Annotated in this window: 21 protein-coding genes; 5 read left to right on the top strand and 16 right to left on the bottom strand. The window is 39.6% G+C overall.

Annotated features, from left to right (window positions below; all coding sequences use genetic code 11):
• Nucleotides 1-16 precede the first annotated feature (16 nt).
• From uxaC to B7E05_RS01240, 3 genes are read left to right on the top strand one after another with little or no spacing between them, the layout of a single operon-like run.
• Nucleotides 17-1,426 (top strand): glucuronate isomerase, encoded by a 1,410-nt coding sequence (gene uxaC, locus B7E05_RS01250; protein WP_080871936.1) that lies wholly within the window; start codon nucleotides 17-19, stop codon nucleotides 1,424-1,426.
• Nucleotides 1,426-2,454 (top strand): mannonate dehydratase, encoded by a 1,029-nt coding sequence (locus B7E05_RS01245; protein WP_080871935.1) that lies wholly within the window; start codon nucleotides 1,426-1,428, stop codon nucleotides 2,452-2,454. The genes uxaC and B7E05_RS01245 overlap by 1 nt, the downstream gene beginning before the upstream one ends.
• Nucleotides 2,455-2,456: 2 nt before the next feature.
• Entirely contained in the window at nucleotides 2,457-3,278 is an 822-nt protein-coding gene (locus B7E05_RS01240) for an SDR family oxidoreductase (RefSeq protein WP_080871934.1), read from the top strand.
• Between the two features lie 124 nt (nucleotides 3,279-3,402).
• On the opposite strand, the gene B7E05_RS01235 is transcribed toward B7E05_RS01240, so the two are convergent.
• The 4 genes from B7E05_RS01235 to B7E05_RS01220 form a co-directional block, all read right to left on the bottom strand.
• Nucleotides 3,403-5,502, bottom strand: a complete 2,100-nt coding sequence (locus tag B7E05_RS01235; protein ID WP_080871933.1) for a TIM-barrel domain-containing protein — start codon at nucleotides 5,500-5,502, stop codon at nucleotides 3,403-3,405.
• A 227-nt stretch (nucleotides 5,503-5,729) separates the two neighbouring features.
• Nucleotides 5,730-6,650 (bottom strand): HPr(Ser) kinase/phosphatase, encoded by a 921-nt coding sequence (hprK, locus tag B7E05_RS01230; RefSeq protein ID WP_080871932.1) that lies wholly within the window; start codon nucleotides 6,648-6,650, stop codon nucleotides 5,730-5,732.
• A gap of 143 nt (nucleotides 6,651-6,793) precedes the next feature.
• Entirely contained in the window at nucleotides 6,794-8,014 is a 1,221-nt protein-coding gene (locus tag B7E05_RS01225; protein ID WP_080871931.1) for a hemolysin family protein, read from the bottom strand.
• A 142-nt stretch (nucleotides 8,015-8,156) separates the two neighbouring features.
• Complete coding sequence (locus B7E05_RS01220) at nucleotides 8,157-9,326, bottom strand: TraB/GumN family protein (RefSeq protein ID WP_080871930.1); 1,170 nt, start codon at nucleotides 9,324-9,326, stop codon at nucleotides 8,157-8,159.
• A 351-nt stretch (nucleotides 9,327-9,677) separates the two neighbouring features.
• Between B7E05_RS01220 and B7E05_RS01215 the strand changes: the two genes are divergently transcribed.
• Nucleotides 9,678-10,232 carry a GNAT family N-acetyltransferase gene (locus B7E05_RS01215; protein WP_080871929.1) on the top strand — a complete coding sequence of 185 codons (555 nt, stop codon included), beginning with the start codon at nucleotides 9,678-9,680 and terminating at the stop codon, nucleotides 10,230-10,232.
• A gap of 15 nt (nucleotides 10,233-10,247) precedes the next feature.
• Here the strand turns inward: B7E05_RS01215 and B7E05_RS01210 are convergent, their stop codons facing one another.
• Nucleotides 10,248-10,568 (bottom strand): DUF3889 domain-containing protein, encoded by a 321-nt coding sequence (locus B7E05_RS01210; protein WP_080871928.1) that lies wholly within the window; start codon nucleotides 10,566-10,568, stop codon nucleotides 10,248-10,250.
• 223 nt (nucleotides 10,569-10,791) lie between these two features.
• Nucleotides 10,792-12,507: an ABC transporter ATP-binding protein gene (locus B7E05_RS01205; RefSeq protein ID WP_080871927.1), complete on the bottom strand. Its 1,716-nt coding sequence runs from the start codon at nucleotides 12,505-12,507 to the stop codon at nucleotides 10,792-10,794.
• A gap of 159 nt (nucleotides 12,508-12,666) precedes the next feature.
• Between B7E05_RS01205 and B7E05_RS01200 the strand changes: the two genes are divergently transcribed.
• Entirely contained in the window at nucleotides 12,667-13,038 is a 372-nt protein-coding gene (locus B7E05_RS01200) for a DoxX family protein (protein WP_080871926.1), read from the top strand.
• A 400-nt stretch (nucleotides 13,039-13,438) separates the two neighbouring features.
• Here B7E05_RS01200 and B7E05_RS01195 read toward each other — a convergent pair whose 3' ends face one another.
• From B7E05_RS01195 to B7E05_RS01150, 10 genes are all read right to left on the bottom strand, one after another.
• Complete coding sequence (locus B7E05_RS01195) at nucleotides 13,439-14,659, bottom strand: S1C family serine protease (RefSeq protein WP_080871925.1); 1,221 nt, start codon at nucleotides 14,657-14,659, stop codon at nucleotides 13,439-13,441.
• 319 nt (nucleotides 14,660-14,978) lie between these two features.
• Complete coding sequence (locus tag B7E05_RS01190) at nucleotides 14,979-15,782, bottom strand: MBL fold metallo-hydrolase (RefSeq protein WP_080871924.1); 804 nt, start codon at nucleotides 15,780-15,782, stop codon at nucleotides 14,979-14,981.
• Nucleotides 15,779-16,720, bottom strand: coding sequence for a two-component system regulatory protein YycI (locus B7E05_RS01185; RefSeq protein ID WP_080871923.1), 942 nt, complete (start codon nucleotides 16,718-16,720; stop codon nucleotides 15,779-15,781). Before B7E05_RS01185 ends, B7E05_RS01190 begins: the two co-directional genes overlap by 4 nt.
• A 2-nt stretch (nucleotides 16,721-16,722) precedes the next feature.
• Nucleotides 16,723-18,030: a YycH family regulatory protein gene (locus B7E05_RS01180; RefSeq protein ID WP_080871922.1), complete on the bottom strand. Its 1,308-nt coding sequence runs from the start codon at nucleotides 18,028-18,030 to the stop codon at nucleotides 16,723-16,725.
• Entirely contained in the window at nucleotides 18,027-19,856 is a 1,830-nt protein-coding gene (gene walK / locus B7E05_RS01175) for a cell wall metabolism sensor histidine kinase WalK (RefSeq protein WP_080871921.1), read from the bottom strand. The genes B7E05_RS01180 and walK overlap by 4 nt, the downstream gene beginning before the upstream one ends.
• A gap of 6 nt (nucleotides 19,857-19,862) precedes the next feature.
• Nucleotides 19,863-20,567: a response regulator YycF gene (gene yycF, locus B7E05_RS01170; RefSeq protein ID WP_080871920.1), complete on the bottom strand. Its 705-nt coding sequence runs from the start codon at nucleotides 20,565-20,567 to the stop codon at nucleotides 19,863-19,865.
• 400 nt (nucleotides 20,568-20,967) lie between these two features.
• Entirely contained in the window at nucleotides 20,968-22,257 is a 1,290-nt protein-coding gene (locus B7E05_RS01165) for an adenylosuccinate synthase (protein ID WP_080871919.1), read from the bottom strand.
• A gap of 556 nt (nucleotides 22,258-22,813) precedes the next feature.
• Nucleotides 22,814-23,758, bottom strand: coding sequence for a glycine betaine ABC transporter substrate-binding protein (locus tag B7E05_RS01160; RefSeq protein WP_080871918.1), 945 nt, complete (start codon nucleotides 23,756-23,758; stop codon nucleotides 22,814-22,816).
• A 68-nt stretch (nucleotides 23,759-23,826) separates the two neighbouring features.
• Nucleotides 23,827-24,669 (bottom strand): ABC transporter permease, encoded by an 843-nt coding sequence (locus B7E05_RS01155; protein ID WP_080871917.1) that lies wholly within the window; start codon nucleotides 24,667-24,669, stop codon nucleotides 23,827-23,829.
• Nucleotides 24,662-25,876 carry a quaternary amine ABC transporter ATP-binding protein gene (locus B7E05_RS01150; protein WP_080871916.1) on the bottom strand — a complete coding sequence of 405 codons (1,215 nt, stop codon included), beginning with the start codon at nucleotides 25,874-25,876 and terminating at the stop codon, nucleotides 24,662-24,664. The genes B7E05_RS01155 and B7E05_RS01150 overlap by 8 nt, the downstream gene beginning before the upstream one ends.
• Between the last annotated feature and the right edge of the window lie 359 nt (nucleotides 25,877-26,235).

Raw genomic sequence — 26,235 nt, 5'->3', positions numbered from 1 at the left:
AGTAAGGAGAATATATATGACACTTATCAATGAAAACTTTTTATTAACAACGTCTAAAGCAAAAGAACTTTATCAGTCTATCAAGGATATGCCAATTTATGATTTTCACTGTCATTTAAGCCCTAAGGAAATCTATGAAGACAAGAATTTTACAACAATTACGGATTTATGGCTTGGTCATGATCATTATAAATGGCGTTTAATGCGTGCTTACGGCATTGAGGAAAAACTTATCACCGGAGACGGGGACAAGTTTGAGAAATTTAAAGCTTTTATTGAGATGCTTCCTAAGGCTATCATGAATCCAATGTATCATTGGTGTTATTTAGAATTAGCTCGCTATTTCGACCATTTTGAAGGTGTACAGCATAGTGATGCGAAAGAACTCTATCAGAAATTAAATGACAAGTTACAGCAGCCGGATATGTCACCAAGAAGTATTTTGCGTAAAAGTAATGTACACGTAGTCTGCACAACGGATGACCCTTGTGACGATTTACATTATCATCAGCAATTAGCGGCAGACACTTCATTTGATGTCGAAGTACGCCCAACATTCCGCCCAGACTTCTATATCAGCTTGAATAAGGAGAACATCCAGACAGCGATTCAAAAATTAGAGGAAGCTGCCGGAAGAAAAATTAATAATCTATCAGATTACATCAAGGCCTTGGAAAATCGTGTAGATTATTTCAACAAACACGGCGCAAAAAGTGCTGACCAAAGTTTCTCGGAAGTGGTCTTAACGGGTATTTCCGAAGAAGAAGCAGCGGCATTGTTTGCCGATTTAAAAAATGGAAAAATATTATCCAATCAAAAAACACAAGCATTGGCCGGCTACTTGTTAACCCAGCTGGCAAAATCATATAAAAAATATGATTGGGTCATGCAATTACACCTTGGACCGCTTCGTAACAACAATACCAATCAGTTTGAAAAAATTGGAACAGACGCCGGTTTTGACAGTCTGGGGAATTTGCTTGATGCAGCCGCATTAAATCGATTTTTAGATCAGTTAAATCAATATGGTTATTTAACCAATACCATTATTTATCCACATAATGCCCATGACCATCAAATGGTCCAGTCTGCTGCTGGAAATTTCACGTCCAAAGAAGTGAAGGTACAGCTCGGTGCTGCATGGTGGTACAATGACACGAAAGATGGAATGACACAGCATTTAATTGATTATGCAAATATCGGATTGCTTTCTCAGTTTGCAGGGATGCTTACCGATTCACGAAGTTTGTTATCTTACTCCCGGCATGAATACTTCCGTAGAATTCTTTGTCAGCTAATTGGCTCTCTTGTGGAGCAGGGAGAAATTGAAGACGACCCGGCACTGCTGGAAGACATCTTAAAAGATATCTGTTTTAACAATGCCGTACGTTTATTTAAGATTGAAAATATCAAGGAGGTCCACTAATGCAATTATCTTTTAGATGGTATGGAGATACTGACCCGGTAACGTTAGATAAAATAAAACAAATTCCTGCTATGAAGCACATCGTCTCTGCTATTTATGATGTTCCTGTTGGCGAAGTCTGGTCCAAGGAACGGATTGACAATTTGAAAGCTTCTGTAGAAAAAGAAGGACTCTCTCTGACAGTGATTGAGAGCCTTCCTGTTCACGAATCTATTAAGCTCGGCGATGCGGACCGGGATTACTATATTGCTAATTATAAAGAATCACTGAAAAATCTTGCTGATGCAGGAATTAAAACCGTCTGCTATAATTTCATGCCCGTTTTCGATTGGACAAGAACAGACTTGGAGCATGAGTTAGAGGATAGCTCTACTGCCTTATTATATGATCATGATTTTATTCAAAAAATCGATCCCGTAACCACAAATTTAAATTTACCTGGCTGGGATGAAAGCTATACAAAAGAACAAATGGCCGCTTTAATTGAAAAATACCGCCAGATTTCGGAAGAAGACCTTTGGGAAAATCTTCGTTATTTCTTAGATGAAGTACTACCCGTTGCTATTCAACACGACGTCGACTTGACCATTCATCCGGACGATCCGCCTTGGTCTCTCTTTGGTATTCCAAGAATCATTAAAGGAAGAGAAAGTTATCAGCGCTTGCTGTCCATTAATGATGCTAAAAATAATGGCATTTGCTTTTGTACAGGGTCACTTGGCTGTTTAGAAGAAAATGACCTTCCTGCATTGATTCGTGAGTTTGGGGACCATATTCACTTTGTGCATATGCGGAATATTAAGCGTTTGGATAACCATTCATTTGTAGAAACAGCACATCCATCTGACTTCGGATCGATTGATATGAAAGAAGTTGTCCGCGCGTTGAAGGATATTAACTATCAGAAAACGATACGTCCGGATCATGGCAGAATGATCTGGGGCGAAACCGGAAAAGCAGGCTATGGCCTCTTTGACCGTGCTTTAGGTGCCAGCTATATTAATGGGTTAATAGAAGGAGTGGAATAAGCATGCAATTATCATTAGAAGGACAAAACATTGTCATCACAGGAGCAAGTGGCGTCATCGGAAGCACCTTTGTCCGTGCCATGGTTCAAGAAGGTGCTCACGTTGGTTTAATTGGCCGCAGTAAAGAAAAATTAGAGAAACTCGCAACAGAAGTAGATCCGGACAGCAAACATACCATTGTTCTTGCCGCTGACGTTTTGGATAAATCTGCCCTTCAACAGGCAAAACAGCAATTTAACGACAAATTCGGTGCTGTCCATGCGCTGATTAATGGGGCGGGAGGAAATCATCCCGATGCGACAACCGATGATGAACATTATCAAAAGGATATATCGAAAAACCTGTTTGGTTTAAGCGAAGAAGGTGTAGAGAGTGTTTTCCGTTTGAATTACACTGGAACCTTCTTGCCTATTCAAGTATTTGGAACGGATTTAACGGAAGGTGAAGGTCATTCGATTATTAATATTTCTTCCATGAATGCTTTTCAGCCTTTAACCAAAATTCCGGCATACAGCGGGGCTAAAGCTGCCATTAGCAATTTCACCCAATGGCTCAGCACCTATTTTGAAGGAAAAGTTCGTGTCAACGCAATTGCTCCCGGATTCTTTGAAACAGCACAAAATAAAGGTCTTTTGCGTAATGAAGATGGTTCTTATTCTGACCGCGCAGAGAAGATACTGGGGCAGACACCGATGAACCGCTTTGGTGATCCGGAAGATTTAGTCGGTACGTTATTATGGCTGCTTGATTCAAATGCCAGTCGCTTTGTCACAGGTATTGTTATACCAGTTGATGGCGGATTTTCTTCTTATTCAGGAGTGTAATTATTGACTACAGGAGAGCAGAATAACTGCTTTCCTTTTCTTTTAAGGCATATAAAGGATTCATTTACAAAAAAACCATCTGCAGCTCTTTCAACAAGAAGCTGCAGATGGTTTTTTTACTGCATTAAAAAGATTGTACTTCTATTTCGGTCAATGCATTATTGTACATCGGTAAAGACGTTCCCTTTTTAACAAAGAAAGGAATATTGGCAAAGGAAACATCTAAAGTAATGGTGCTTCCTCCTTCGTAAACTTCCCCTGTATAATAATCAACCCAGCCTTCTGGATTTTTTGGCAAGTAAATCTGCCGTTGTGTTTGTCCTTCTTCTACAATCGGGCAGACAAGTAATTTATCGCCAAGCATAAAGTCATCAGTATCTTTATACGTTTTGTTGTCTTCTTCAAATTCATAGAATGTCGGACGAATAATCGGTTCATAATGATCATGTGCATTTTCTACTAAACGTTGAATATAAGGATTTAAACGCTCATGCAAGTGCATTGCTTCTTTTACTTCTTCCAGCACTTCTTCATACATCCAAGCCTCATTAACAGAACCATCATCATTCCATGAATGGATTGAAAAACGAGGATAGAATACACCGCACTGAACCCATCTTAAGAACAGCTCAGGATCCGGTTTTGGTCCAGAAAATCCGCCGATGTCATGTCCAAAATTATATACACCAGACAAACTCAGTCCAAGAGCCATCTTATTGTTAAATTTCAAAGTGTTCCAGCTTGTCCGGTTATCCCCCGTCCAAGTCTGAACATATTTGCTGATTCCCGCGCAGCCTGAACGGCTGATAATATAAGGATGTTCCTCTTCATTATAGGCAAGCTGTACTTCTCTGGATGCTTTCACCATTAATAACGGCATAATAGCTCTGTATTTTTGAAAGCTCCCGCCATTTCCAAATCCGTGTACTTGCGCTTTTTCATCCCAAACCTCAAATTCATTATTATCATTCCATGTACAGTTAATATGATTATCTAATAGCTTAGTTTTTACTTGTTTTTTCCACCAGTTGATGGTGTCTGGATTAGTGAAGTCCAAATAATATCCTTCATCATCCCAGAACTGAATTAATAAAGGTTCCCCATGTTCATCTTTAATGAATCCGTCAAACGCTAAAACCTCATCAAGTAATGGATGATTCAGCATCAATGATGGTTTGATATTAGCAACAATTTCTACTCCCTCATCAACGAAATGCTTGCCAAATGCTTTGGGATCCGGAAATTTATCATAATTCCAGTTGAATACATAGCGTTTTCCATCAATAGATGTGTAACCGGAAGAAAGATGAAAGGAGCGTACGTTAATATCATGATGGTTACATTGCTCCAGAAAATCGTTTAATCGCTCTTGCGAATCCGGCAAGTCTGTATACTGCATCGTAGATCCGGAATAAGAAATGGCCCATGCCGGCATTTTGGCCGGTCTCCCTGTCAGCCAGCTAAACCGCTTCGTAACATCTTTAATCTGTGGTCCGGCAACGACATAATAATCAAGGAAATCACTGTTCGTTTCGTAGTAACGGTAATACCCATGATAATTATCCAGTTCTTTTCCGAAATCAAGCACGGAGTTTTGATAATCATCATAGAAAATGCCGATAGACTGGTGAATACTCGGTTTATACGTAATATAGAATGGAATATGCTTGTAAAGCGGGTCTGTTGTCTCCGCATTGTATCCCATCGCATCAATATTATTCATACGGAATCGTTTGCCATGTCTATCTGCAACGCCGGATTTTTCACCCAATCCAAAATACATATCTTCTATATCCCGTTCCAAATAATGACACATAGGCTGATTGGGGCTAATCTGATGCTGATAACTTTGTGTCCTGCGATCCGTCATCACTTGTTCAAAAGAACCCGCTGCATTTTTCTGGAACCATGTTGCATAAAATCCTTCTTTTTGAATATCCAGTTTTAAATCAGTTGTAGTAATGGTAATCGTTTCATCTGACTCTGAAAAGGTATATTCTGGCGAAGAGAACGGTTTCAAACTATCCCGTGAAACGCCTTCAAAAGGAAGTTCCGTATCTCCCGGAGTAATCGTCCAAGTCGGAAATTCTATTTTCTCCTTATCACTTATTTTTACATTGATAATAGATGGTTCCAAAACTCTAATTTGTGCATAAATGGCTTGTTCTTGATTATATAGCAATATCTGATTCGGCTCATGTGTCTGCAATGTAAACTTTGCCAATTTTTATCCCTCCATAATAATAACAACGTTGTTATTATTATACCTTTTCCTGCAAGAAAAATAAAGTTGAAACTATTACCGAAATCGCAAGGTAATCATTCCAACTCTATCTTTATTCTTCTCATAAAATGCTTCCATTGATTCAGCTATTAAATGCTTCCATACATACGAAACGCTTAAATGCTATCTATCTCCGCTTCACGCATCCCTACAGCACAAAAAAGCAATCAATCATCCCCTTCTTCCCACTGTACACGTTCCATAAATTCCGCAGAAGCTTTATACCCCTGCTGTTGCAGATACCAATTATTTGCAGCTGCTTCCACTAACCCGGCGACATCTCTCCCCGGTTGCAGCTGAATTTCAATCATGGGAATCTTTACTCCCATGTAATCTTCCGTCTCTGTTTTCAGTTCCAAATCATTATTGAGCTCATCTTTTTGCCATTTCGTCAGTTCAATCACCAAGGAAATACGCGATTCATCCTGAAATGCTTTTCTTCCGTACATCCGAACAATATTCAACAAACCGACACTGCGAAGTGCAAGAAATTCGCGGTTAATATCATTATGTGTTCCCAGAACGGTCTGGTGGCTTAATTTCTTCATAATAACAATGTCATCTGAAACAAGCCGATGGCCTCGTCCAATTAAAGTATGTGCTAATTCACTTTTCCCGACGCCTGATTCTCCACGAATTAAAATACCAATTCCGAATACATTCAGGCAGACACCATGGACGGCAATTTCTGATGCCAGTTTGCGCGTCAGATAATTATCTACCTTGGCAATAAAATCAACTGCCGTATCCGCTGTACGAAGAAGCGGGATATTTTCTTCCTGGCAAAATTTTGTTAAATACGTAAGTCCATCCTGTTCCGATGTAACAATAAAACATGGTGGATGATAGCTTACGACATGGTCAATCCGTTCCTTTCGTTCGTCAATATTCAGCTGTTTCAAAAAAGTAATTTCTTTTTTCCCTAAGATTTGCACCCGTTCCATCGGAAAAAAGTCAAAGTAGCCAATAAACTCTAAACCCGGACGATGGGTTTTGGCCTTTTTAATCGTACGCTCTAATTCTTCTCCTCCAGCAAGTACTTCTAATTGAAATTCTGTCACTAAGTTTTGTACGCTGATAGATTTCAAAGCATCACACTCCTCTCTATCCCGTTCTTTTCCCTACATTATAACGAATTTTGTACGAAAGAGACAGGATTCTCTATATAAGACATGATGTTACAAATTGAGTGGTATGAAAATAAATAGAGATTCCTATTCCACTTGGCTGTCTATTTAATAATTTGCACCCGTTTTATATATCGTCCATCTATTTCTAAAATATGGAAGGTTAAGTTTTCCTTTTCTAAAACATCCCCTTCTACCGGGAAGTTCGTGAAATTTGTCAGGATATAAGCAGCAAGAACATCATCCTCTTCCGGAATATCCGTATCAAAGGCATTGTTTAGCTGGTGTAAGGTAATTTTTCCGTCACAAATAATTTCCGTCTCTGTTTGTTTCTCAATCAGGGCATCTTCTTCTATATCCGTCTCATCTTCAATTTCCTGTCCAATCATGACTTCAATAATATCTTCCTGCGTTACAATTCCTTCTGTGCCGCCATATTCATCCAAGACAATAGCCATATGTTTCTTTTCTTCCAACATTTTATGGAAAACCCATTCGATATTATTAAATTCATAGACACGGAGCGGTTCCATATCACTATAATCTACAAGCGCTTTTTCTTTGTCATCACTCCAGGAAATTAAATATTTTGAGTGAAAAATGCCGATAATATCATCGACATCCTCTCCAAAAACAGGATACCTTGTAAATGGACTGGAGAGCGCCAATTCCTTCACTTCCTCATAACTCTCATCATGATCTAATCCGACGATTTCCACACGCGGAGTTTTCAGGACATCTTTTACATTTAAATGGTAAAAGTCAAATACACCGCGGATTCGTGAGGACTCTTCTTTTTGAAAAGCCCCTTCGGAATCAGCAATGTCCACAATCGCCCGCAACTCTTCCTTAGAAACGGACTCTGCCTGCATTTCACCTTTGGAAAGCGCCCTGGTAATCATTCCTGTTAAACCATTTAATAAAAAGGTAATTGGCTTTAAAATAAACACAACTACACGGATAACTGGAAATATCAATGCAGAGATCCGATCCGGAAAACTGGCTGCTACGGATTTCGGGATGACTTCCGAAAATACGATAATCGTCACGGTCAGTATAGCGGAAGCAAGACCCACATTTACGCCATACTCAATGGCCGTCATGGTAACAAGTGTAGGCAGCAAGATATTTGCCACGTTATTCCCGATTAAAATAGCTGTAATAAATTCACTTGGTTTGGAAACAAGCTGAAGCAGCTTTTCTGCTTTGCTGTCTCCATCATTCGCTTTCGCCTGCAGCTTCATTTTATTGGTTGCTGTTAAGGCTGTTTCACTTCCCGAGAAGAAAAGTGATACAAAGATTAAAAAAATGATCGCAATGATCACGAGTCGATTCCTCCTAAACGAAAACAATTTTTATATGGAAAACAGGTTTCATCTTTAAAAAGGTATAAAAGATAGTTTTTTTATTTGAAAAACTACCTTTTCCGTCATAGATATACCCTTTAAACATCCTATCTATACCAGTCTATACCAAGTTTTGAATAAATACACGAATAACATCTGCTCCGCCGATAAGTGTACCCAAAGAGCTTCCGATATTTGCTAACACGACAACAAGCAATATCCGTGTCACTTTATTATTCCAAAAGCCTTTCACCGAATGTGCATCATCCGCTAGTGCATTGAAGTCGCTGACGTTTGGCCGTTTAATATACGCTTGTACAAATCCGGCAAACCATCCTGCTGCCAGCAGTGGATTAAGTGATGTCAACGGTGCGGCGATAAATGCCGTTAAAATGGCTAATGGATGTGCGAAGGCGGCAATGGCCCCAAGCGCAGAGAATGATCCATTCCAGAGTATCCAGCTTACTGTTTGTTGCCAACCTGCCGATGGGTTAGTAATAAACGTATATGCGATAATAGCAATGATAAACACTGGAATCATCCAGCCAATAACTTTCGGCCATCTGGCTTTTGGGGGCCGCCTTGTTAATCTGCCTAAATCCTGTTCTTTTTCAATTTCTTTCGTAATTCCCGGAACATGAGCTGCACCCAGTATAGCTACTACTTTATTGCCGGGAGCATCTTTAATTTTTTGTGATAAATACTGATCGCGTTCGTCAATTAATGGCTTCTTTAAATCCGGAAAATGGTCTGTAAACTCTTGCAGCATCGCATTAATGGTATCTTGCTGTTTCATATTTTCTAATTCTTGTTCCGAAATTTCTTGTCTGCTGAAGATACTGCCAAATACTTGCATTAACAGCATAGCCTTTCCTTTAAAGCTGATATTCCCCCAAATACGGGCAAATGTAATTTGAATATCCCGATCGGCTAAAACAAGTTCAGCACCAGTTTCCTCTGCAGATTCGATTCCTTGTATCATTTCTTCGCCCGGACGAATGCCAAATTGCTTAGCCATCCGCTTTTGAAAGGAGGAAACTGCCAAATTCATTAACAGCACAACTGCTTTTTTATCACGAATAATTTGAAAGATATCTGTATTTTTCCATTTATTATTATCCTTCACCGATTGAAAACGTTGCGCATCCAGCTCGATACAAATCGTATCAGGCTGCTCCCTGTCGATAACTTCCTTTACTTGTTCGGCACTATTCTTCGAAACATGGGCTGTGCCGATTAAGATATATTCTTTTCCATTCAATTGAATCCTTGTGATATTTTCCTCGCTCATGTACCATCCTTCTTCCTTCCATCATTAGAAAAACACGCATGCGCTCGTTCTTTTGCTAATGGGCTATGTTTTTTCATCAACTAAAACAAAGTTACATTACTTGTTGTCATAAGGTTTTTAATAAATGATATTTTCCTGACTACAGAGTGAAACTTCATTCCGTAGGTTTTTAATCTCCCACTTAGAAATGAACTATTTCTTCTTCCATTATGATAAAATACGAATCAAAATTCTTTTTACTCGTATACTCTATTGTAATACATTTTCACCAAATAATTAAACATCTACGCACAAATCACGTATGATATAGAAAGATAATCATACAATACGTACGAATACGGGGGATAATTTATGTTTTACTACAAGATGGATGACCATTTGATCTTGCGTCAGATACAAATGGAGGATGCGAATGCGCTGTTTATGACTGTAGAAAACGCCAGAGAAAAGTTAAGGGAATGGCTGCCGTGGATCGAAGCAACCAGGCACATAAATGATTGCTTAGCTTTTATTGATTTATGCCTGCAAGGAGCCGAACGCAGGCAATCGCTGAATGTCGGCATTTTTGAGGGGAGAAAGTTGATTGGCTCAATCAATTTTAATTTTATTGATTGGCAAAATGGCAGTACATCTATTGGATACTGGTTAGATCCAATGCATCAAAAAAAGGGCATTATGACATCTGCTGTCCAGGTAATGATTGATTATGCTTTTTATACGTTACGGTTAAACCGTGTGGAAATCCGTGCTGCGACGCATAATAAAAAAAGCAGAGCCATCCCTGAAAGACTGCAATTTCGAAAAGAAGGGATTATCCGACAGGGAGAATGGCTATATGATCATTATGAAGATTTAGTTGTGTACGGACTTTTGGCAAGAGAGTGGGCACATACACACGCTCTTTGATTGACATAACTTGTTTTATTTTTTCGTCTCCTTCATTCGGATATCGACAATTTCTTCAGTACTTGTTTTAAAATAAATATCAATAATAACACCAAATTCCTTCTCTTGACCGACTAACCACAGCTTGAACGTTTCAACTGTTTCTTCACCTTCTGTTTGTCTGCCTACATGCAGGTAATCCACAATTTTTTCGTGCGGATACTGGGCTTTTACTTCTTCCATTGCAACCCGCCCCCATGCTGCATAGTCGGGTTCTTCTGCATTCACCCATGTTCCGATTAATAAAGGGATCATAATGATACCTGCCATAATAAAGATACGATATATCCGGTTCATGATGCCACCTCCTATTTAGCCTTAGCTTTTGCCGATTTTACGTTTTTATGCTAAATAGACGGGCGGGCTTTTGTCGCTTTATAGTATAACGGGCTGTAAGACTTCCGTTTCAAGAAATAAAGGAAACAAGTCATTTCTATAACGTAAACCCGGAATCGCTTTATTTCCCAGGAAATAAAGAAAGTCTTAAAAAACAGGCTGTACCGGGGCACAGCCTGTTCTGCTATTTCATTTGCACGCTATGCAGATGCGCAAAAATACCATCTTTCTGTAGAAGTTCTTCATGTGTTCCTTCTTCTTCAATGCCTTTCTTCGTTACAACCATAATTCGATCGGCAGCTTTTATAGTAGCAAGACGATGGGCAATCACAATCGTAGTGCGATTAGCTGCAAGATCGTTCAATGCTTGTTGAATAATCATTTCTGTTTCTGTATCAAGCGCAGAAGTCGCTTCATCTAAAATAAGGATAGGCGGATTTTTCAAAAACATGCGTGCAATAGCAATACGCTGTTTTTGACCTCCTGACAGTTTCAAGCCTCTTTCTCCCACCTGTGTCTCGTATCCGTCCGGAAGTTCTTTAATAAAGTCTTCCATATGGGCACGCTTGGCAGCAAGCTCGATTTCTTCAGCTGTTGCTTCCAGATTTCCATAAGCAATATTCTCACGCAGCGTTCCGGTAAATAAGAATACATCCTGTTGCACCACACCTATCTTACTGCGGAGCGATTCTTTTGTCATATCACGAATATCCATCCCGTCAATCGTCACCGCTCCCTCATCCACATCATAAAACCGTGGAATTAAAGCGGAAATGGTTGTTTTTCCGGCTCCGGATGGTCCTACAAAAGCTACCGTTTCTCCACGCTTAATATCAAAACAGATATCGTTCAGCACCGGTTTTTGTGTTTTATCATAGCTGAAGCTCACCTGATTAAAACGGATATCTCCCTGCAATTCACTAACCGCGACAGCATCTGGCTTGTCCTCTACATCCGGATTGATGGCCATCATATCTGAAAAACGTTTAAATCCGGCCATTCCTTTCGGATATAATTCTAAAAGTGCTGTAATTTTATTAATCGGGGTCGTTAACACATTAACAAATAAAATAAAACTGACCAATTCTCCGTAACTGAGGCGATTGGTATAAGTGAACCAAGCACCTACGACAAGAACAAGCAAAGTCATTAAACGCATCAAAAAGAAAATATTCGAATGAACAATCCCCATGATTTTATAGGCGCCTACCTTCACAATACGAAACTTTTCATTATTTTCCTGGAAACGCTCTTTCTCGAATTCTTCATTAGTAAAAGATTGTACAACACGTACTCCAGAAACAGCATCCTCGATTCTCGCATTCACTCCGGCAATTTTCGCATACATTTTTCGCCATGCTTTGTTCATACGAATATTCCCAAATGTAATCAGGAAAATCAGGATTGGCACGGTAATAAGCACAATCAATGCCAAGACTGGATTAATAGTGAACATAATAAAGAAAGCACCCATGAATGTCATAATCGAGATAAAAAAGTCTTCCGGCCCATGGTGGGCTAGCTCCCCTAAGTCAAATAAATCATTCGTAATACGACTCATAATATGACCGGTTTTAGTATTATCAAAGAAATGAAATGATTGCCTTTGCACCTGATAAAATAAATCCCGTCGCATATCTGTTTCTATATTAATGCCCAGCTTATGCCCTAAATAGGAAACAACATATTGTAAATAAGTACTGATGATATACACAAGCAGCAGTAAAATCGACACAACAACAATCGCATTCCAGTCCTGACCAGGAAGCAATTGATCAATAAACCACTGAACCGCTACTGGAAAAGCTAATTCCATCAGCGCTACAATCACTGCAGCTGAAAAATCTATAATAAATAACCGCTTATGTGGTTTATAGTATGAAAAAAATTGACGCAGCATTTTTCTCCTTCCTTCCTTTTCTTTTCTGCGATAAAAAAATATTGCTCGCATTAGTGAATTATATAGTTAATCTATTGGGAAAACAATATGCTTTTCTTCATAATCCAGGGAAAGTTTGTCCTGCTCTCTGCATAATATGTAAAAAGGAGGTTGTTTCACGTGAAACCATTAAAGTTAATTTGCTATATTACAGGGGCTGTGTTCCTCGTTTCTGGGTTAATGAAATTTATAGACCTGTCGATGGTAAACAGTTTTGATCAAATGGGGATACCTTTATCCAACTATGTATATTTTTTTGTAGCATTGTTTGAAGTGATGGCAGGGATGCTGTTAATCGGCAGAATACTTATCCACATATGCATTATTCCACTCATTTTTATCATGCTTGGGGCACTCTTTTTCACGAAACTTCCTATACTGCCTAATGAGGGTATGTTTGCTTTTCTCTTTGCATCGCGATTGGATATAACCTTACTTGTACTGCTCACTTTCCTATGGACCAAACGGAAAGAGAAAGAGGCTTTCATATAAAGTGAAACTTCCTTCAGTGTGGTTTTCAACGCACGTGGATGTGCTAGTTCAGATGTTGCGACAACGGTTTTCGATGGGGCGAGTAAGCGCAGCAATGTTGTCAGGTTAGTATGACCGCTACAGAAAAACACTGCGATAAAACAAAACGCACACCCGATTGTGGACAACATCTGTGTAATTCTAAAAATCCTGTTAATAGCTTATGGAAAACCTTAACTTATCCACAATTACATCCACATATGCACAAACGTTCGCAGTTATATTGTATAGGAACTTATTTTCCACACCAAATATAGAATTTCTTTCTTTTTTTATCCACGGATTGTGAATAATTCTTAATTTCTGTGGATAAAAAGAAAAGAGTGGATGAACAAAACATCCACTCTCCAAACATACTTGTTTATTGCATTTCTAACTCCATCTCTTCCTGATGTAACTCTCCATCTCTGTAAAAGTCTACCGTGACGGATTCGCCAACTTCTTTTTCTTCATAAAGGATTTTTCGTAAATCAATCGTATTATGAACTGGCTCGCCATCCAAAGCTACAATCACATCATATTGCTGGATACCAGCTTGATCAGCGGGGGATAAGTTTTCCACACTCCATACATACACGCCGCCTTCTACTTCTACCGGCAGCTGCAATGTATTTCTCCACTCATATTGCGGCAGCTCTTCAATCGAATAGATTTCTACACCTAAATACGGCCGGATGACTTCCCCGTTTTCCTCCAATTCCTCGATAACAGGAATAGCACTATCTATCGGGATAGCAAAGCCAATCCCTTCCACTGCTTCTTCATTGATTTTCATGGAATTGATTCCGATTAATTGGCCATATAAATTAACCAGTGCACCGCCGCTGTTTCCCGGGTTAATGGCTGCATCTGTCTGAATAACTTCCGCTTGCCAGTCAGGCTGCCCATCAAAATTAAAATCCATTGGAATCGTACGCTCCATGCCGCTGATGACACCTTGGGTAACCGTGCTTGATAAGTAGGCTCCCAGCGGGTTTCCAACAGCAACGGCCGGTTCTCCTACTTTCAAATTTTCCGACGTCCCTATTTCCATTGCCATATCTTCATCTCTGCTGTCCATTTTAAGTACTGCTAAATCGGTAAATAAATCACTGCCAATAATTTCTGCTTCCAAATGCGTTTCATCATACATAATCACTTCGACAGCATCAGCATCCTCTATCACATGATGATTCGTTACAATATACGTTTCGCCGCCTTCTACTTTATAAATAACGCCTGATCCTGTTCCGGCTTCAATGCCATCAGCGTCGGCTCCCCAAGAAACATTCTGCTGAAGATTTGTGATTCCTACAACTGCTGGCGTTACTTGTTCAATAATATCCGTCAGCTGTGTAGAAACATCTACTTGCAGCGGTTGTTCCAAGCCGTTGTTATTGCTTGCGCTTCCATTGATTTCCCCTTTGTCAGCAGGGCTTATTTGCTCTGCATTTTCCTTTTGAAGAAAATCAGGGTTAATCAGCAGCACGAGTATTCCGCCAATAATAATCCCCAGCAATAATGGAACAAGCCATTTCCTTTTCCCTTTTTTATCCGGTTTGGATTCCGGCTGCGGCTGATTCGGCTGGTCATTATATTCCATATATCCTTCTCCTTATCCATTCGTCTCCATAATTTTGGCGGGATGAGTCATCGTGTTCTCAAGCCCAGTCTCATTTCACACTATCTACCTAAGTATTCCCGAAACGTGTTTATAACTAAACGCAAAATTGCGATTTGTGCAAAATAAAAGAGACTTGTTTGTGGGTATCATTCATTTCAGTTTATGCATAAATGAATTTTTTATCCCAACTACACAAGCCTCAGTATCTATTTTATCCCTGTGGCGTTTACAACGAAGGCCTTTCTTCCATAGACGAAGCCCGGAGACCAGCGGCGGCATCCTGGCATCCTGTACTTATTTATACTCGTTCGCTTACAGAGCCGACGTTGTACAATGATGTAGGTACTGCCGGATCGGTATCGTGCAATTCCAAGTCTATCCCGCGTTCCGTTAAAATCTGGTTCACCGACATACGTGCCAGATCCTTCATATTATTATCCTGACTTAAATGGGCCAGGTAAATCCGCTTCGTACGGTCTGTAATAATATCCGTTAACGCCAGGCCAGAATCTTCATTGGAAATATGCCCGGAGTCTCCTAAAATGCGTCGTTTCACATTCCAAGGGTAACGTCCCATCCGCAGCATTTCGACATCATGATTCGCTTCGAATATATAAGCATCGGCATCCTCCACCGTTTTCTTAATATGTTCTGATACATAACCCAAATCTGTCACAAGCGCTACCTTTTGACCGTCATTACGGAATGTGTAAAACATGGGTTCTGCCGCATCATGGGACACGCCAAACGATTCGACCTCGATATCTCCAAAGCTCCGGACAGAACCCATTTCGAATTGGAATTTCTGATCTATCGTCAGCTTGCCGAGTGAAGCATCCATTGCCTGCCACGTTTTTTCATTTGCATAGATAGGAAGTTGATACTTCCGCGCAAAGATACCCAGTCCTTTAATATGATCGCTATGCTCATGTGTTACCAGAATACCATCGAGCCTGGATGGATCGACATCAATCTCCTTAAAAAGCCCGTCCATCTTTTTCCCGCTTAATCCAGCATCTACTAACAGGCGCTGCTGTGCTGTTTCTATATAAAATGCATTTCCTGTACTGCCTGATGCAAGCACACTAAAACGTAAACTCATTCTGAATCATCACTCCTAAAAGGTGCAATCTTATCCTCCATCATGGAGATAAGGTCGTCTGCTATTTGATCACCATCTTTATTTGACATGGAATCAAGCTTTGTTAAATAATTGTCCTCCAGCATACTTGTTAGGTATTCGGTATAATCCCCCGGATACGTAAAGGACTCTGCTGCGTTGACAAAATAATCACGTTCATCATCTACCGTTATTTTATAAGTCGGCGCAAATACCTGCGTCCCCTCTCCCTCTTCTTCAATTCTGGAATAATACCCGTACGTCACATCTGTTACGTCTTCTTCTGTATTTAAAAAACGATTGTGGTACAACGAACCAATAGCAATCATTGGTGTATTCAAGTCCGTGCTTCCTTGCGTGTTTGCATCACCAACCATGGTTTGTGTATAATGCGTAATTTCTCTATCATCATTGACGTAAAAGGTAAGCATCGCATGTTGATTTAAATAAATCGGATAATCTTCTTTATTCTGAAAGAAAACGATAATATTTAAATCATGATTCCATGTACCAAAACTGAATTCAGAAGCATTTAAAACATAAGGGCTGACCAGATCAGACAGTTCTCCCTGCTCCAAATCTTCCGGTATTTCTAATGGAGAGTCGAATTCAACAGTTAATAGCTTATCATCCATACTCTTCTCCGCTTCTATATCATCTATATCATTTAAATCACTGATTTCCGACCGGGAAAATTCCTTTTGGGAGGAAGAGATGTAACTCAGTTCCGGAACTTCAAAATCAACATCTGCAGAAACAGTAATATTTTCTTGGTCCAGCTCCTCATCCAAGTTCATATCACTAACCTCCAGCTCCGGAAAATCCATCTCTTCCTGCTTGCCGATAAATTGAAATAGTAAATAAACATTCAAGACAAGGAAACTGAGAATAAATAGTGTTTTAATATGTGACCATTGCATCCTCAACTTCCCCCTTTTTCATTTTGCTGCGCATCTGTATTTTGCTTCGGTACTGCTGACCAGCTATTGTTGATTCGCTGATACCATTCGGGCTCTAGTAATACATAATCCTCTCCATTATCATCGGATTCAATCGTTAAACGATACGCAATCTGAACATCCTGAATATCCGCTGCATTGTCATCTTTCCGGATACTTTCTATGACTTCACTGCTTTCTCTTAAATCCGTTGAAGAGGTATTAGCCACTGTTTCCAGCGAAATCAGGGAACGGTCATACTCACTTAATTGGTCGTTCTGCCATTGTTGATAAATCATCGACAAATCCGGGTTCGAATTATTGATAACAGGATATTGAAAATGAAACAGACGGTAAGCAACACTATCATCGGTAAAGCTTTCTAAACGATAATCTTCGGTAAAACCGGCATGATCATTAATATCTTCCAAACTTTGCTGCAGCACACTTTTCTCTGTCGGCTCATTATTTCTTTCCGCCACATCAATAAATTTCATCCCGTAATTGGAGATATTTACTTGTCTGTTGTCGGTTCGATACATAATGGAACCGGCAGCTGATTCCGACACATTCACCAAATTAGGATTGCTGAACATAATATTTCTGATATTGCCGGCAGGAATCATATCAAACGTGTAAGAATAGGATGTTAATATTTTCTGTTCAACGGGGATATAAATATCCCTATCCGTCTCTGTCAACAGCTCTTGTTCTTCATAATCGTCCTCGTCCAGTTCACCAAATATCGATAACAACCTGTCATAGCTAGACATGGAAGGAATATCCGCTTCCACAATTTGTTCCCCATTCATCGAAACAAATTGAACATGCAAGGTTTCCTCGTCTTCCTCTAAATCAATATACATCCGGTCTGTATAAAAGTTGGTAATGTCTGTCAATGAACTATCTACATTTAAAATATTGTCAAATAACGATAATGGAACTTCTGAAGGAAAAATGATTTCCACTTCCGCACCAGATTCTCTGTCTTCTTCCACATCGCTGCTTTGAATATTTGTTAATTCCCATTGCTGAATATCTTCAAAAAACTGCATGCTGTCTTCCGGATCTGTATACCCAAAAAATTGCCCGTTCATTTTAAAAACGACATCCGTCGGTTTCACAGCATCCTGTACTTGCATGATGTCACCGCCTAAATCATCTTCCTCAACGGATTCTACATCACTTAATGGCTCATATTCCGGCCGGTAATTCCACATTCCGAACGTCAGAACTAAACTCGTAGCTATTAAAATAATCAGTAATAATGATTTTGCAGTCTCTAATTTCATTTGCCTTTCCCCCGCTTCGATCCCATGAGTGGCAAGGTAAATAGAATGGTCGTTCCGCTTCCTTCTTTACTTTGCGCCCAAATCTTACCATGATGAGCTTCGACAAGTTCTTTGGTAATTGCTAAGCCAAGTCCTGTGCCGCCAAGTTTTCTTGTTCTTGCACGATCGGCACGGTAGAAACGGTCAAATATTTTATCGAGTTTATCATATGGAACGCCCATTCCTTCATCCTGAATGCTGACAATAACCATATGGCGTCTTACCTCGAGATTCACACGAACTTTTCCACCTTCTGGCGAGTATTTAAACGCATTGGTAATCACGTTATCAAACACCTGGGTTATTTTATCCCTGTCCATCCATACAAAGGATTTCCCTTTTGGTATATGGCGCTCCAGTGTAATCGTTTCTGGCAGATTCATTTCATACCGGTCCAGAACCTGTTGCACGTAGTCCATAAATTCGGTTCTTTCCTTATACATCGGCAATTCATCTGAATCCATTTTGGACAGCTGCAACAGATCATTTACCATCCGAATCATACGGTCTGTTTCTTTCTGTGTAACATCCAAAAACCGCGGTGCAATTTCTTTGTTTTCCCAAGCACCATCTGATAATGCTTCTAAGTAACTTTTCATTGTTGTCAGCGGTGTCCGGAGTTCATGAGATACATTGGATACAAAATCTCTGCGTTCCTGCTCTATTTTCTCTTGTTCTGTTACATCACTAATAACCGTGATATAACCAGTCGCTTCTTCTTCTTCATCTACAACGGTTGAGAAGTTTGCCCGTATAATAAATGGCGTTTCCTCATCACTAAAATCAATAATCATCGAACCGCTGTCCGGCAATTTGGTGATATCAACCAATTTTTCTTCCAGGTTCAGAACATCGATAAGATCATCACCTATGACATCATCTGGATTTGCCCCAATCATTCTGGCCGCTGCATCATTCATCAATGTGACTGCCCCTGTCTGATCTGTCGCAATAACTCCATCACTCATATAGGAAAGAACAGAGCTCAATTTCCTCCGCTCTTCTTCAATCGTGGCATACGAATGCTTCAGCCTGCTGTTCAAATCATTAAAAGTCTCCGCCAGCTGGCCTATCTCATCCCGTCCATAAACATCCAGTTTTTGCGTGAAGTCTCCATTTGACATAATCAATGCTTGTTCACGCATTTCTTTGATTGGCTTGGTAATGGTCCGCGCCACCAAAATTCCGAGAATGGCCGAAATACTGATTGCTAAAATGGAACCTTGTAAAAAGATATTATTAATTTCTTCAATCTGGTTATAGACTTCTTCCATGGAGGCTTTAAATTGAACAGCACCAACCGACAGCCCTTCCGTTCCAATTAACGGTTCTACATGGACATAGACTCTGCTGTCGGTTTGCGGGTCAAAATACATTTTTTTCTGGGACTGATCGAATAATAATGTATTCTTCACATTCGTTTCGGTGGATTTCTTACCGATATCTGCCCGCCCATCGAGCTGATTCGTCCCTAAAATACTGCCTTGGCTATCATACACATGAATGGTTGTTGCTAAATTATCTGTATTAACATCATCTACAATTGCTTGAATTTCCTGTTCTAAATTATCGTCTTCTTCGGAACGTTCTCTGGTAAAGGCCTGTTCCAGGTTATAGCTCAACATCTCCACACGCTCAGTGACAGAAGCCTTGAACGTATCCATCAACTCTTCTTCCAAGCGATCTGTAAAAAAAGAGCCGATGACCTGCACAGCTAAAATTAACAGCAAGATATAAATAATAATGAACTTTAACTGGATCGACCTAAAAAAACCAACTTTATTCATACATCCTTACTCCTGTTCAGGATTACGCAGATAATAACCAACACCTCTTCTTGTTACAATCCACAACGGGTTACTCGGATTTTCTTCAATCTTTTCACGCAAACGCCGGACTGTCACATCCACTGTACGTACATCGCCAAAATAATCATAACCCCATACCGTTTCCAACAAATGTTCACGTGTCATCACTTGTCCGATATGACGTGCCAAATAGTGTAATAGCTCAAATTCACGATGTGTTAATTCAATTTCTACACCTTTGCGGGAAACAACATAAGCGTCTGGATGAACAGCTAAATCGCCAATCACAATATCCCTCGATGTTTTTGTCGATTCATCTGCCGGTACATTTTCACGACGCAGGTTTGCTTTCACACGTGCAATTAATTCCCGGTTACTGAACGGTTTGGTCACATAATCATCTGCACCCAGCTCCAGCCCAAGCACTTTATCAATTTCTGCATCTTTTGCAGTCAGCATAATAACAGGAACGCTTTGTGTTTTACGTATCTCACGCAATACTTCATTTCCATCTTTTCCAGGGAGCATGATATCTAATAAAATTAAATTAGGACGCTCGGATTCAGCAAGTTCTATTGCTGTATCTCCATCATTGGCTACAACGACCTGGTAACCTTCTTTTTCTAAATTAAATTGTAATATATCTGCAATTGGCTGTTCATCGTCAACAACTAGTATTTTTTGACTCATTGATTGCACATCCTTTTTTTAGTTAAATATTTTCTGTAGTCATTTTGTTTATTTTCATCTGTTTCATATAAAATCAAGGTTTCATCCTCTTTATTATAAAGCCTTCACTCGGTTTCATTCGTATCATTACTAAAAACTCCGGAATTATAGACTTACTCTCTCTATTTTAACGTAAAATTGCAATTATGTCTTGTTGACAACATGTTTAATTATTGTAGAATTCATATATTCTACTATTACTTTACATCCATTCACGTTCATCTTTTAGATAACTTTTTGAAATAAAACCAGGTTCTACGTCAAAATCTATGTTTCACAAATAGCGTAGAACTTTATGCAAAGCAAAAAGAGGCTGCCTTCGTATGACAGCCTCTTTTTAATCATCTATTTTACTATTTTATTACGGACGATATACACTTCTTACGACATTTGTCTGCGAACGGTCTGGACCAACAGAAAAGATAGATAAAGGAATTTCTGTCAGCTGGGAAATCCGCTCTAAGTAGTGACGTGCATTGGCAGGAAGTTCATCCAATGTTTTCACTCCTGTGATATCTTCTGTCCAGCCGGGCATTTCTTCATATACCGGTTCACATTCCGCTAATGCTTTTAAGCTTGCCGGGAATTCTTTAATCACTTCCCCTTTGTAGCGGTAGGCAACACAAATCTTTAATGTTTCAATACCTGTTAATACATCAATGGAGTTGAGGGATAAATCCGTAATTCCGCTCACTCGGCGCGCATGGCGGACAACGACACTGTCAAACCAGCCTACACGGCGCGGACGACCTGTTGTTGTACCATATTCACGGCCAACTTCACGAATTTGGTTTCCTACTTCATCATGTAATTCGGTTGGGAAAGGACCATCACCAACACGAGTAGTATATGCTTTCGACACACCTACTACATGATTGATTTTTGTCGGACCGACACCAGAACCAATCGTAACCCCGCCAGCAATCGGGTTAGAAGACGTTACAAACGGATACGTACCTTGGTCAATATCGAGCATTACTCCTTGTGCACCTTCAAACAGGACACGTTTTCCCTCATCAATCGCATCGTTTAAAACAACGGATGTATCTACTACGTAAGGAGCCAACTGCTGTCCATATTCAAAGTATTCATCAAGCATTTCTTCCACTTGAATCGGGTCAGACTCATATACTTTTTCAAATAAACGGTTCTTTTCTTTTAAGTTTTGCACTAATTTCCCGTGGAATACTTCTTTATCCATTAAATCTGCAACACGGATACCGACACGTGCCGCTTTATCCATATAAGCAGGACCGATTCCTTTTTTCGTCGTACCGATTTTATTTTCGCCTTTTTCTTCCTCTTGAAGAATATCCAGCTTCAAGTGATAAGGAAGAATCACATGCGCCCGATTACTGATACGAAGATTTTCTGTAGAAACATTGCGCTCATGTAAATAAGCAATTTCTTCTACAAATGCCTTTGGATCAATAACCATTCCATTTCCAAGTACACACGTTTTATCATTAAAGAAAATGCCGGATGGAATCAAATGTAACTTGTATGTTACATCATCAAATTTAATCGTATGACCAGCGTTATTTCCGCCCTGATAACGAGCAACTACTTCTGCATTTTGAGACAGGAAATCAGTAATTTTACCTTTCCCTTCATCTCCCCATTGCGTACCTACAACTACTACTGAGGACATCGTGCACCTCCAAGATTGATTTTATATATGAAGATCCTTGCTCTGCATGATCATTTATCTATATCTACTCATGACAGCACAATCACTTATCATCATTTGTTTTTTAAATCACCATGTAGTATTTTATCAATAAAAAAAAGACACGTCAATGTAAAACACGAACATTATTTTATGTTTCGACTCTATCATCCGCTTCATTTCAATTTATTTTATATTATTGCATGTAAAAACCGGACATAAAGTGAAACTTCCTTCAGTGGGGATTTTCTTTCCTCCCCCACTGAAGGTTAGTTGAACAAATCGGGCCGTTACTGGCTGTTAGATCTCCCACTTAGAATTTTCGATTTTTTTCAATTTTTGAAGTGGGAGCCTTACAACCAGTTACACTGCGGTAAATATAATAGAATAAGATTTATGTCCGGTTTTATTGATAATTGATAGTGGAGTAAACGACAGTATTTAATGAATGAAAAAAACTTCCCTTCCAGCAAACCTTTGTCTGCTTGAAAGGGAAGTTTTTATAATGGTCATATTTTCACCATCTGCTTAAAGGCAATTATTCACCTAAGCCTTCTGTCCATTTTTCCAGAAGATCTGGATTGTCTTCAAGGTACTGACTTGCTGCTTCTTCTGGTTCTGCACCTTCGTCAATTGCAGCTAACAGTTCGTTTTCCATGTCCTGATCATAATCTTCCAGCAAACGCTGCATTACTTCATATGCTGCAGGTGAATCTTCCTGGAAGCTTTCATGTGCTACAGCTGCGATACGGTCACCTTCACCGCCATAGATTTCTTGAGGATCATCAAGCATTTTTAGATCCATTGTTGCAAACATTGTATGTGGCTGCCAACCTGGAATAATGATTGGCTCCTCATTATCAACGGCAGACTGTAATTCAGACAGCATGGCACCTTCAGAACTTGAAGATAGTTCCCAGTTGTCTAATTCATATTCTTCAATTGCTGTTTCTGTATTCTGCATAACACCAGCACCAGGATCAATACCAGTAATCGTCCAGTCTACTGATTCACCCAACTCTTCATTATCTTTCAAGTCCTCAATGGAATCAACATCCATATATGATGGAACGGTCAATGATAGAGGGGCTTGATCCACGAAATTACCAAGCTCTTCGATATCATCTTCATATTGATCCAAATAAGATTGGTGTGTCACTGGAAGCCATGCAGCTGTCATAAATGCCGCATCATCATTGGCAACACTTGTCCACATAGAACCTGCTTCAACTTGTGATGATTCTACACTGTATCCTACTTCTTCCAGTACTTGTTCAACTAAAGGCGTACGAGCAATAGCGCCTGCCCAAGCAACATATGGAACGGTAAGATCTGTTTCACCAAGTTCTGTTCCAGAAGCTTCTTCGCCTCCACCATTATCATCAGACCCTGCGTCTTCTTCATCTCCACCGCCGCATGCAGCTAATAAAAGTACTAGTGCAAGCAATGCAATGAAACCGATAGATTTAATGTTCTTAAACATTAAGAATGTCCCCCTTATTAAAAATATTATATAGTAAAGATTTTTAATAACTAAAAATCTCTAACTAACTATTTCTTATTAAACCCATGTGTGAAGCGATCCAGTAACATCGCTAAGATAACCAGCGATATACCTCCTTCAAACCCGGATCCAATATTAACCTGTGTAACAGCCTGGTATACAACAGTACCAAGTCCTGGTGCCCCTACCATGGAAGCAATAACAACCATCGATAGAGAAAGCATGATTGTCTGGTTAATACCAGCCATAATCGTTGGCATAGCGAGCGGTATTTGTACTTTTCCTAACCGCTGGCCTGTTGTAGCACCAAATGCATCGGATGCTTCCACCAATTCCTCATCTACTTGTCTAATACCAAGATTGGTCATTCTGACAGTCGGCGGCATCGCGAAAATAATCGTTGCTACTACGCCCGGTACCATACCGAGGCTGAAGAAAACCACCGCGGGAATCAAATAAACAAAGGCCGGCATCGTCTGCATAAAATCCAGTATCGGTGTAATAATCGATTGGACTGTTTTCTTTTGTGACATCCAAATACCAATTGGAATACCAATAATCATCGAGATAAGTACGGAAACAATAACAAGAGCTACTGTTTGTAATGTTTCCGGCCAATAACCGAGATTATTAATGATTCCTAATCCGATTAAAGCAAACAGCCCAAGTTTCCAGCTACTAACCCACCATGCCAATAAAGCAACAATAACAATTAGTACTAATGCTGGAATCATTTCCAATACTGAAACAAAATTTTCAGTAATAAATTCAATCACATTAGAAATAACATCAAAAAATGCGGATAGATACGCCGTCAAGAAATCTTCAAATGACTCTACCCATTCATCTAGAGGTAGTTTTGGGAATAGTGCACCTTCTTCTTTATCCATTTGTCTTCACCTCCCCATTTCCGTTCAACACTTGATCATCGCCCGCAAGTGCGCCAATAACAGAGCCTCTGACGATAATACCTATTAATCTATCATTATCGTCCACGACGGTGAGAGGTGCTTTTTGTTCAGCCATCGGTTCAAATAAATCTGTCAGCAATGTATCCGGCTTGATTCTTGGTAAATCTGTCACCATTACATCTTCTATTGTTTTACCATCTTTATTTGCTTCATCTGCCTGATCTGCTGTGACATAACCAAGTAATTTTCTTCTTTTGTCTACGACGTAAATGGTCGATACACCATATTCTTTCATTTGCCTTAAAGCGACTTTTGGACCTCTGTCCACGCCCACCGTTTCCGGTTTTTTCATAATATGTTCTGCTGTAAGCACCTTCGTACGATCGACATCTTCTACGAATTTCTCAACGTAGTCATTCGCAGGGTTCATTAAAATTTCTTCCGGAGTTCCGATCTGAACGATAGAACCATCCTTCATTAACGCAATTCGGTCTCCTATACGAAGTGCTTCATCCAGGTCATGCGTGATAAAAATGATTGTTTTTTTCATAGAATCCTGTATATCAACCAGCTCGTCCTGCATTTCTTTACGGATAAGCGGATCAAGTGCAGAGAAAGCTTCATCCATTAACAGCACTTTCGGGTCATTTGCCAAAGCCCGAGCCAAACCAACACGCTGCTGCATTCCGCCGGATAATTGACCTGGTTTCTGGTGGACATAGTTTCCTAAACCAACCATGTTCAAAGATTCCTCTGCCTTTTTTTCACGTTCTGATTTATCTTTACCTTGTATTTCTAATCCAAACGCAGCATTTTGTAAAATCGTACGATGCGGGAAAAGTGCAAATTGCTGGAATACCATTCCCAACTTTTCACGGCGTACTTTTCTTAATGCCTGTTTATCCAGTGTCGATAATTCTTCTCCTTCAATGGTAATAGAACCTTCGCTGGGTTCTATTAAACGATTGATTAACCGTACCAGTGTAGACTTCCCGCTTCCTGAAAGCCCCATGATAACAAATATTTCTCCTTCTTCCACGGAGAAGCTGGCACGGTTGACGCCGACAGTATTTCCTGTTTGTTTTAATATTTCTTCTTTGGTTTTACCTTGATCTAACATCTCGATAGATTGATTGATATGTTTACCAAAGATTTTAGACAGGTTTTTTGCTTCTACCACTGCCATGTACTCACCTCTTTTTATTATTTGCGATTTACAGAATATCTAAAAAAATACAATCTTTGGTACTCTTGATTCAATTATAAGAAACTATAAAAGAAATGAACCAACTATCGATTCATTTAATTATCATTCTTATTATTGAAGTATCCGCCCATTAACAAGCACAACGTTCATTATATATAAAATAAGAAAGAAGCTCAAACCGCTCTGAGCTTCATTTTTCTACAATATAAGGCAAACTTTTGCGTCTATGGAAAATAAAATGAGTCTTTCTCCCTTTTTCTTCAGAAATCTTTATAATACTTCTGTTATATTACAAATTGGTCGATTTTGTTTCTGACAGATTACTGTTCTATTGCAAC

The organism is Oceanobacillus timonensis (assembly GCF_900166635.1).
GTDB lineage: Bacteria > Bacillota > Bacilli > Bacillales > Amphibacillaceae > Oceanobacillus > Oceanobacillus timonensis.
Note: the sequence above shows the minus strand (reverse complement) of the source record. Positions and strands in the feature narration are given on the sequence as shown.

Excerpts from the sequence above, each read along its gene's own strand:
- uxaC (WP_080871936.1), top strand. The coding sequence starts at position 17 with ATGACACTTATCAATGAAAACTTTTTATTAACAACGTCTAAAGCAAAA.
- B7E05_RS01245 (WP_080871935.1), top strand. The coding sequence starts at position 1,426 with ATGCAATTATCTTTTAGATGGTATGGAGATACTGACCCGGTAACGTTA.
- B7E05_RS01240 (WP_080871934.1), top strand. The coding sequence starts at position 2,457 with ATGCAATTATCATTAGAAGGACAAAACATTGTCATCACAGGAGCAAGT.
- B7E05_RS01220 (WP_080871930.1), bottom strand. The coding sequence starts at position 9,326 with ATGAGCGAGGAAAATATCACAAGGATTCAATTGAATGGAAAAGAATAT.
- B7E05_RS01215 (WP_080871929.1), top strand. The coding sequence starts at position 9,678 with ATGTTTTACTACAAGATGGATGACCATTTGATCTTGCGTCAGATACAA.
- B7E05_RS01210 (WP_080871928.1), bottom strand. The coding sequence starts at position 10,568 with ATGAACCGGATATATCGTATCTTTATTATGGCAGGTATCATTATGATC.
- B7E05_RS01205 (WP_080871927.1), bottom strand. The coding sequence starts at position 12,507 with ATGCTGCGTCAATTTTTTTCATACTATAAACCACATAAGCGGTTATTT.
- B7E05_RS01195 (WP_080871925.1), bottom strand. The coding sequence starts at position 14,659 with ATGGAATATAATGACCAGCCGAATCAGCCGCAGCCGGAATCCAAACCG.
- B7E05_RS01190 (WP_080871924.1), bottom strand. The coding sequence starts at position 15,782 with ATGAGTTTACGTTTTAGTGTGCTTGCATCAGGCAGTACAGGAAATGCA.
- B7E05_RS01185 (WP_080871923.1), bottom strand. The coding sequence starts at position 16,720 with ATGCAATGGTCACATATTAAAACACTATTTATTCTCAGTTTCCTTGTC.
- B7E05_RS01180 (WP_080871922.1), bottom strand. The coding sequence starts at position 18,030 with ATGAAATTAGAGACTGCAAAATCATTATTACTGATTATTTTAATAGCT.
- walK (WP_080871921.1), bottom strand. The coding sequence starts at position 19,856 with ATGAATAAAGTTGGTTTTTTTAGGTCGATCCAGTTAAAGTTCATTATT.
- yycF (WP_080871920.1), bottom strand. The coding sequence starts at position 20,567 with ATGAGTCAAAAAATACTAGTTGTTGACGATGAACAGCCAATTGCAGAT.
- B7E05_RS01165 (WP_080871919.1), bottom strand. The coding sequence starts at position 22,257 with ATGTCCTCAGTAGTAGTTGTAGGTACGCAATGGGGAGATGAAGGGAAA.
- B7E05_RS01160 (WP_080871918.1), bottom strand. The coding sequence starts at position 23,758 with ATGTTTAAGAACATTAAATCTATCGGTTTCATTGCATTGCTTGCACTA.
- B7E05_RS01155 (WP_080871917.1), bottom strand. The coding sequence starts at position 24,669 with ATGGATAAAGAAGAAGGTGCACTATTCCCAAAACTACCTCTAGATGAA.
- B7E05_RS01150 (WP_080871916.1), bottom strand. The coding sequence starts at position 25,876 with ATGGCAGTGGTAGAAGCAAAAAACCTGTCTAAAATCTTTGGTAAACAT.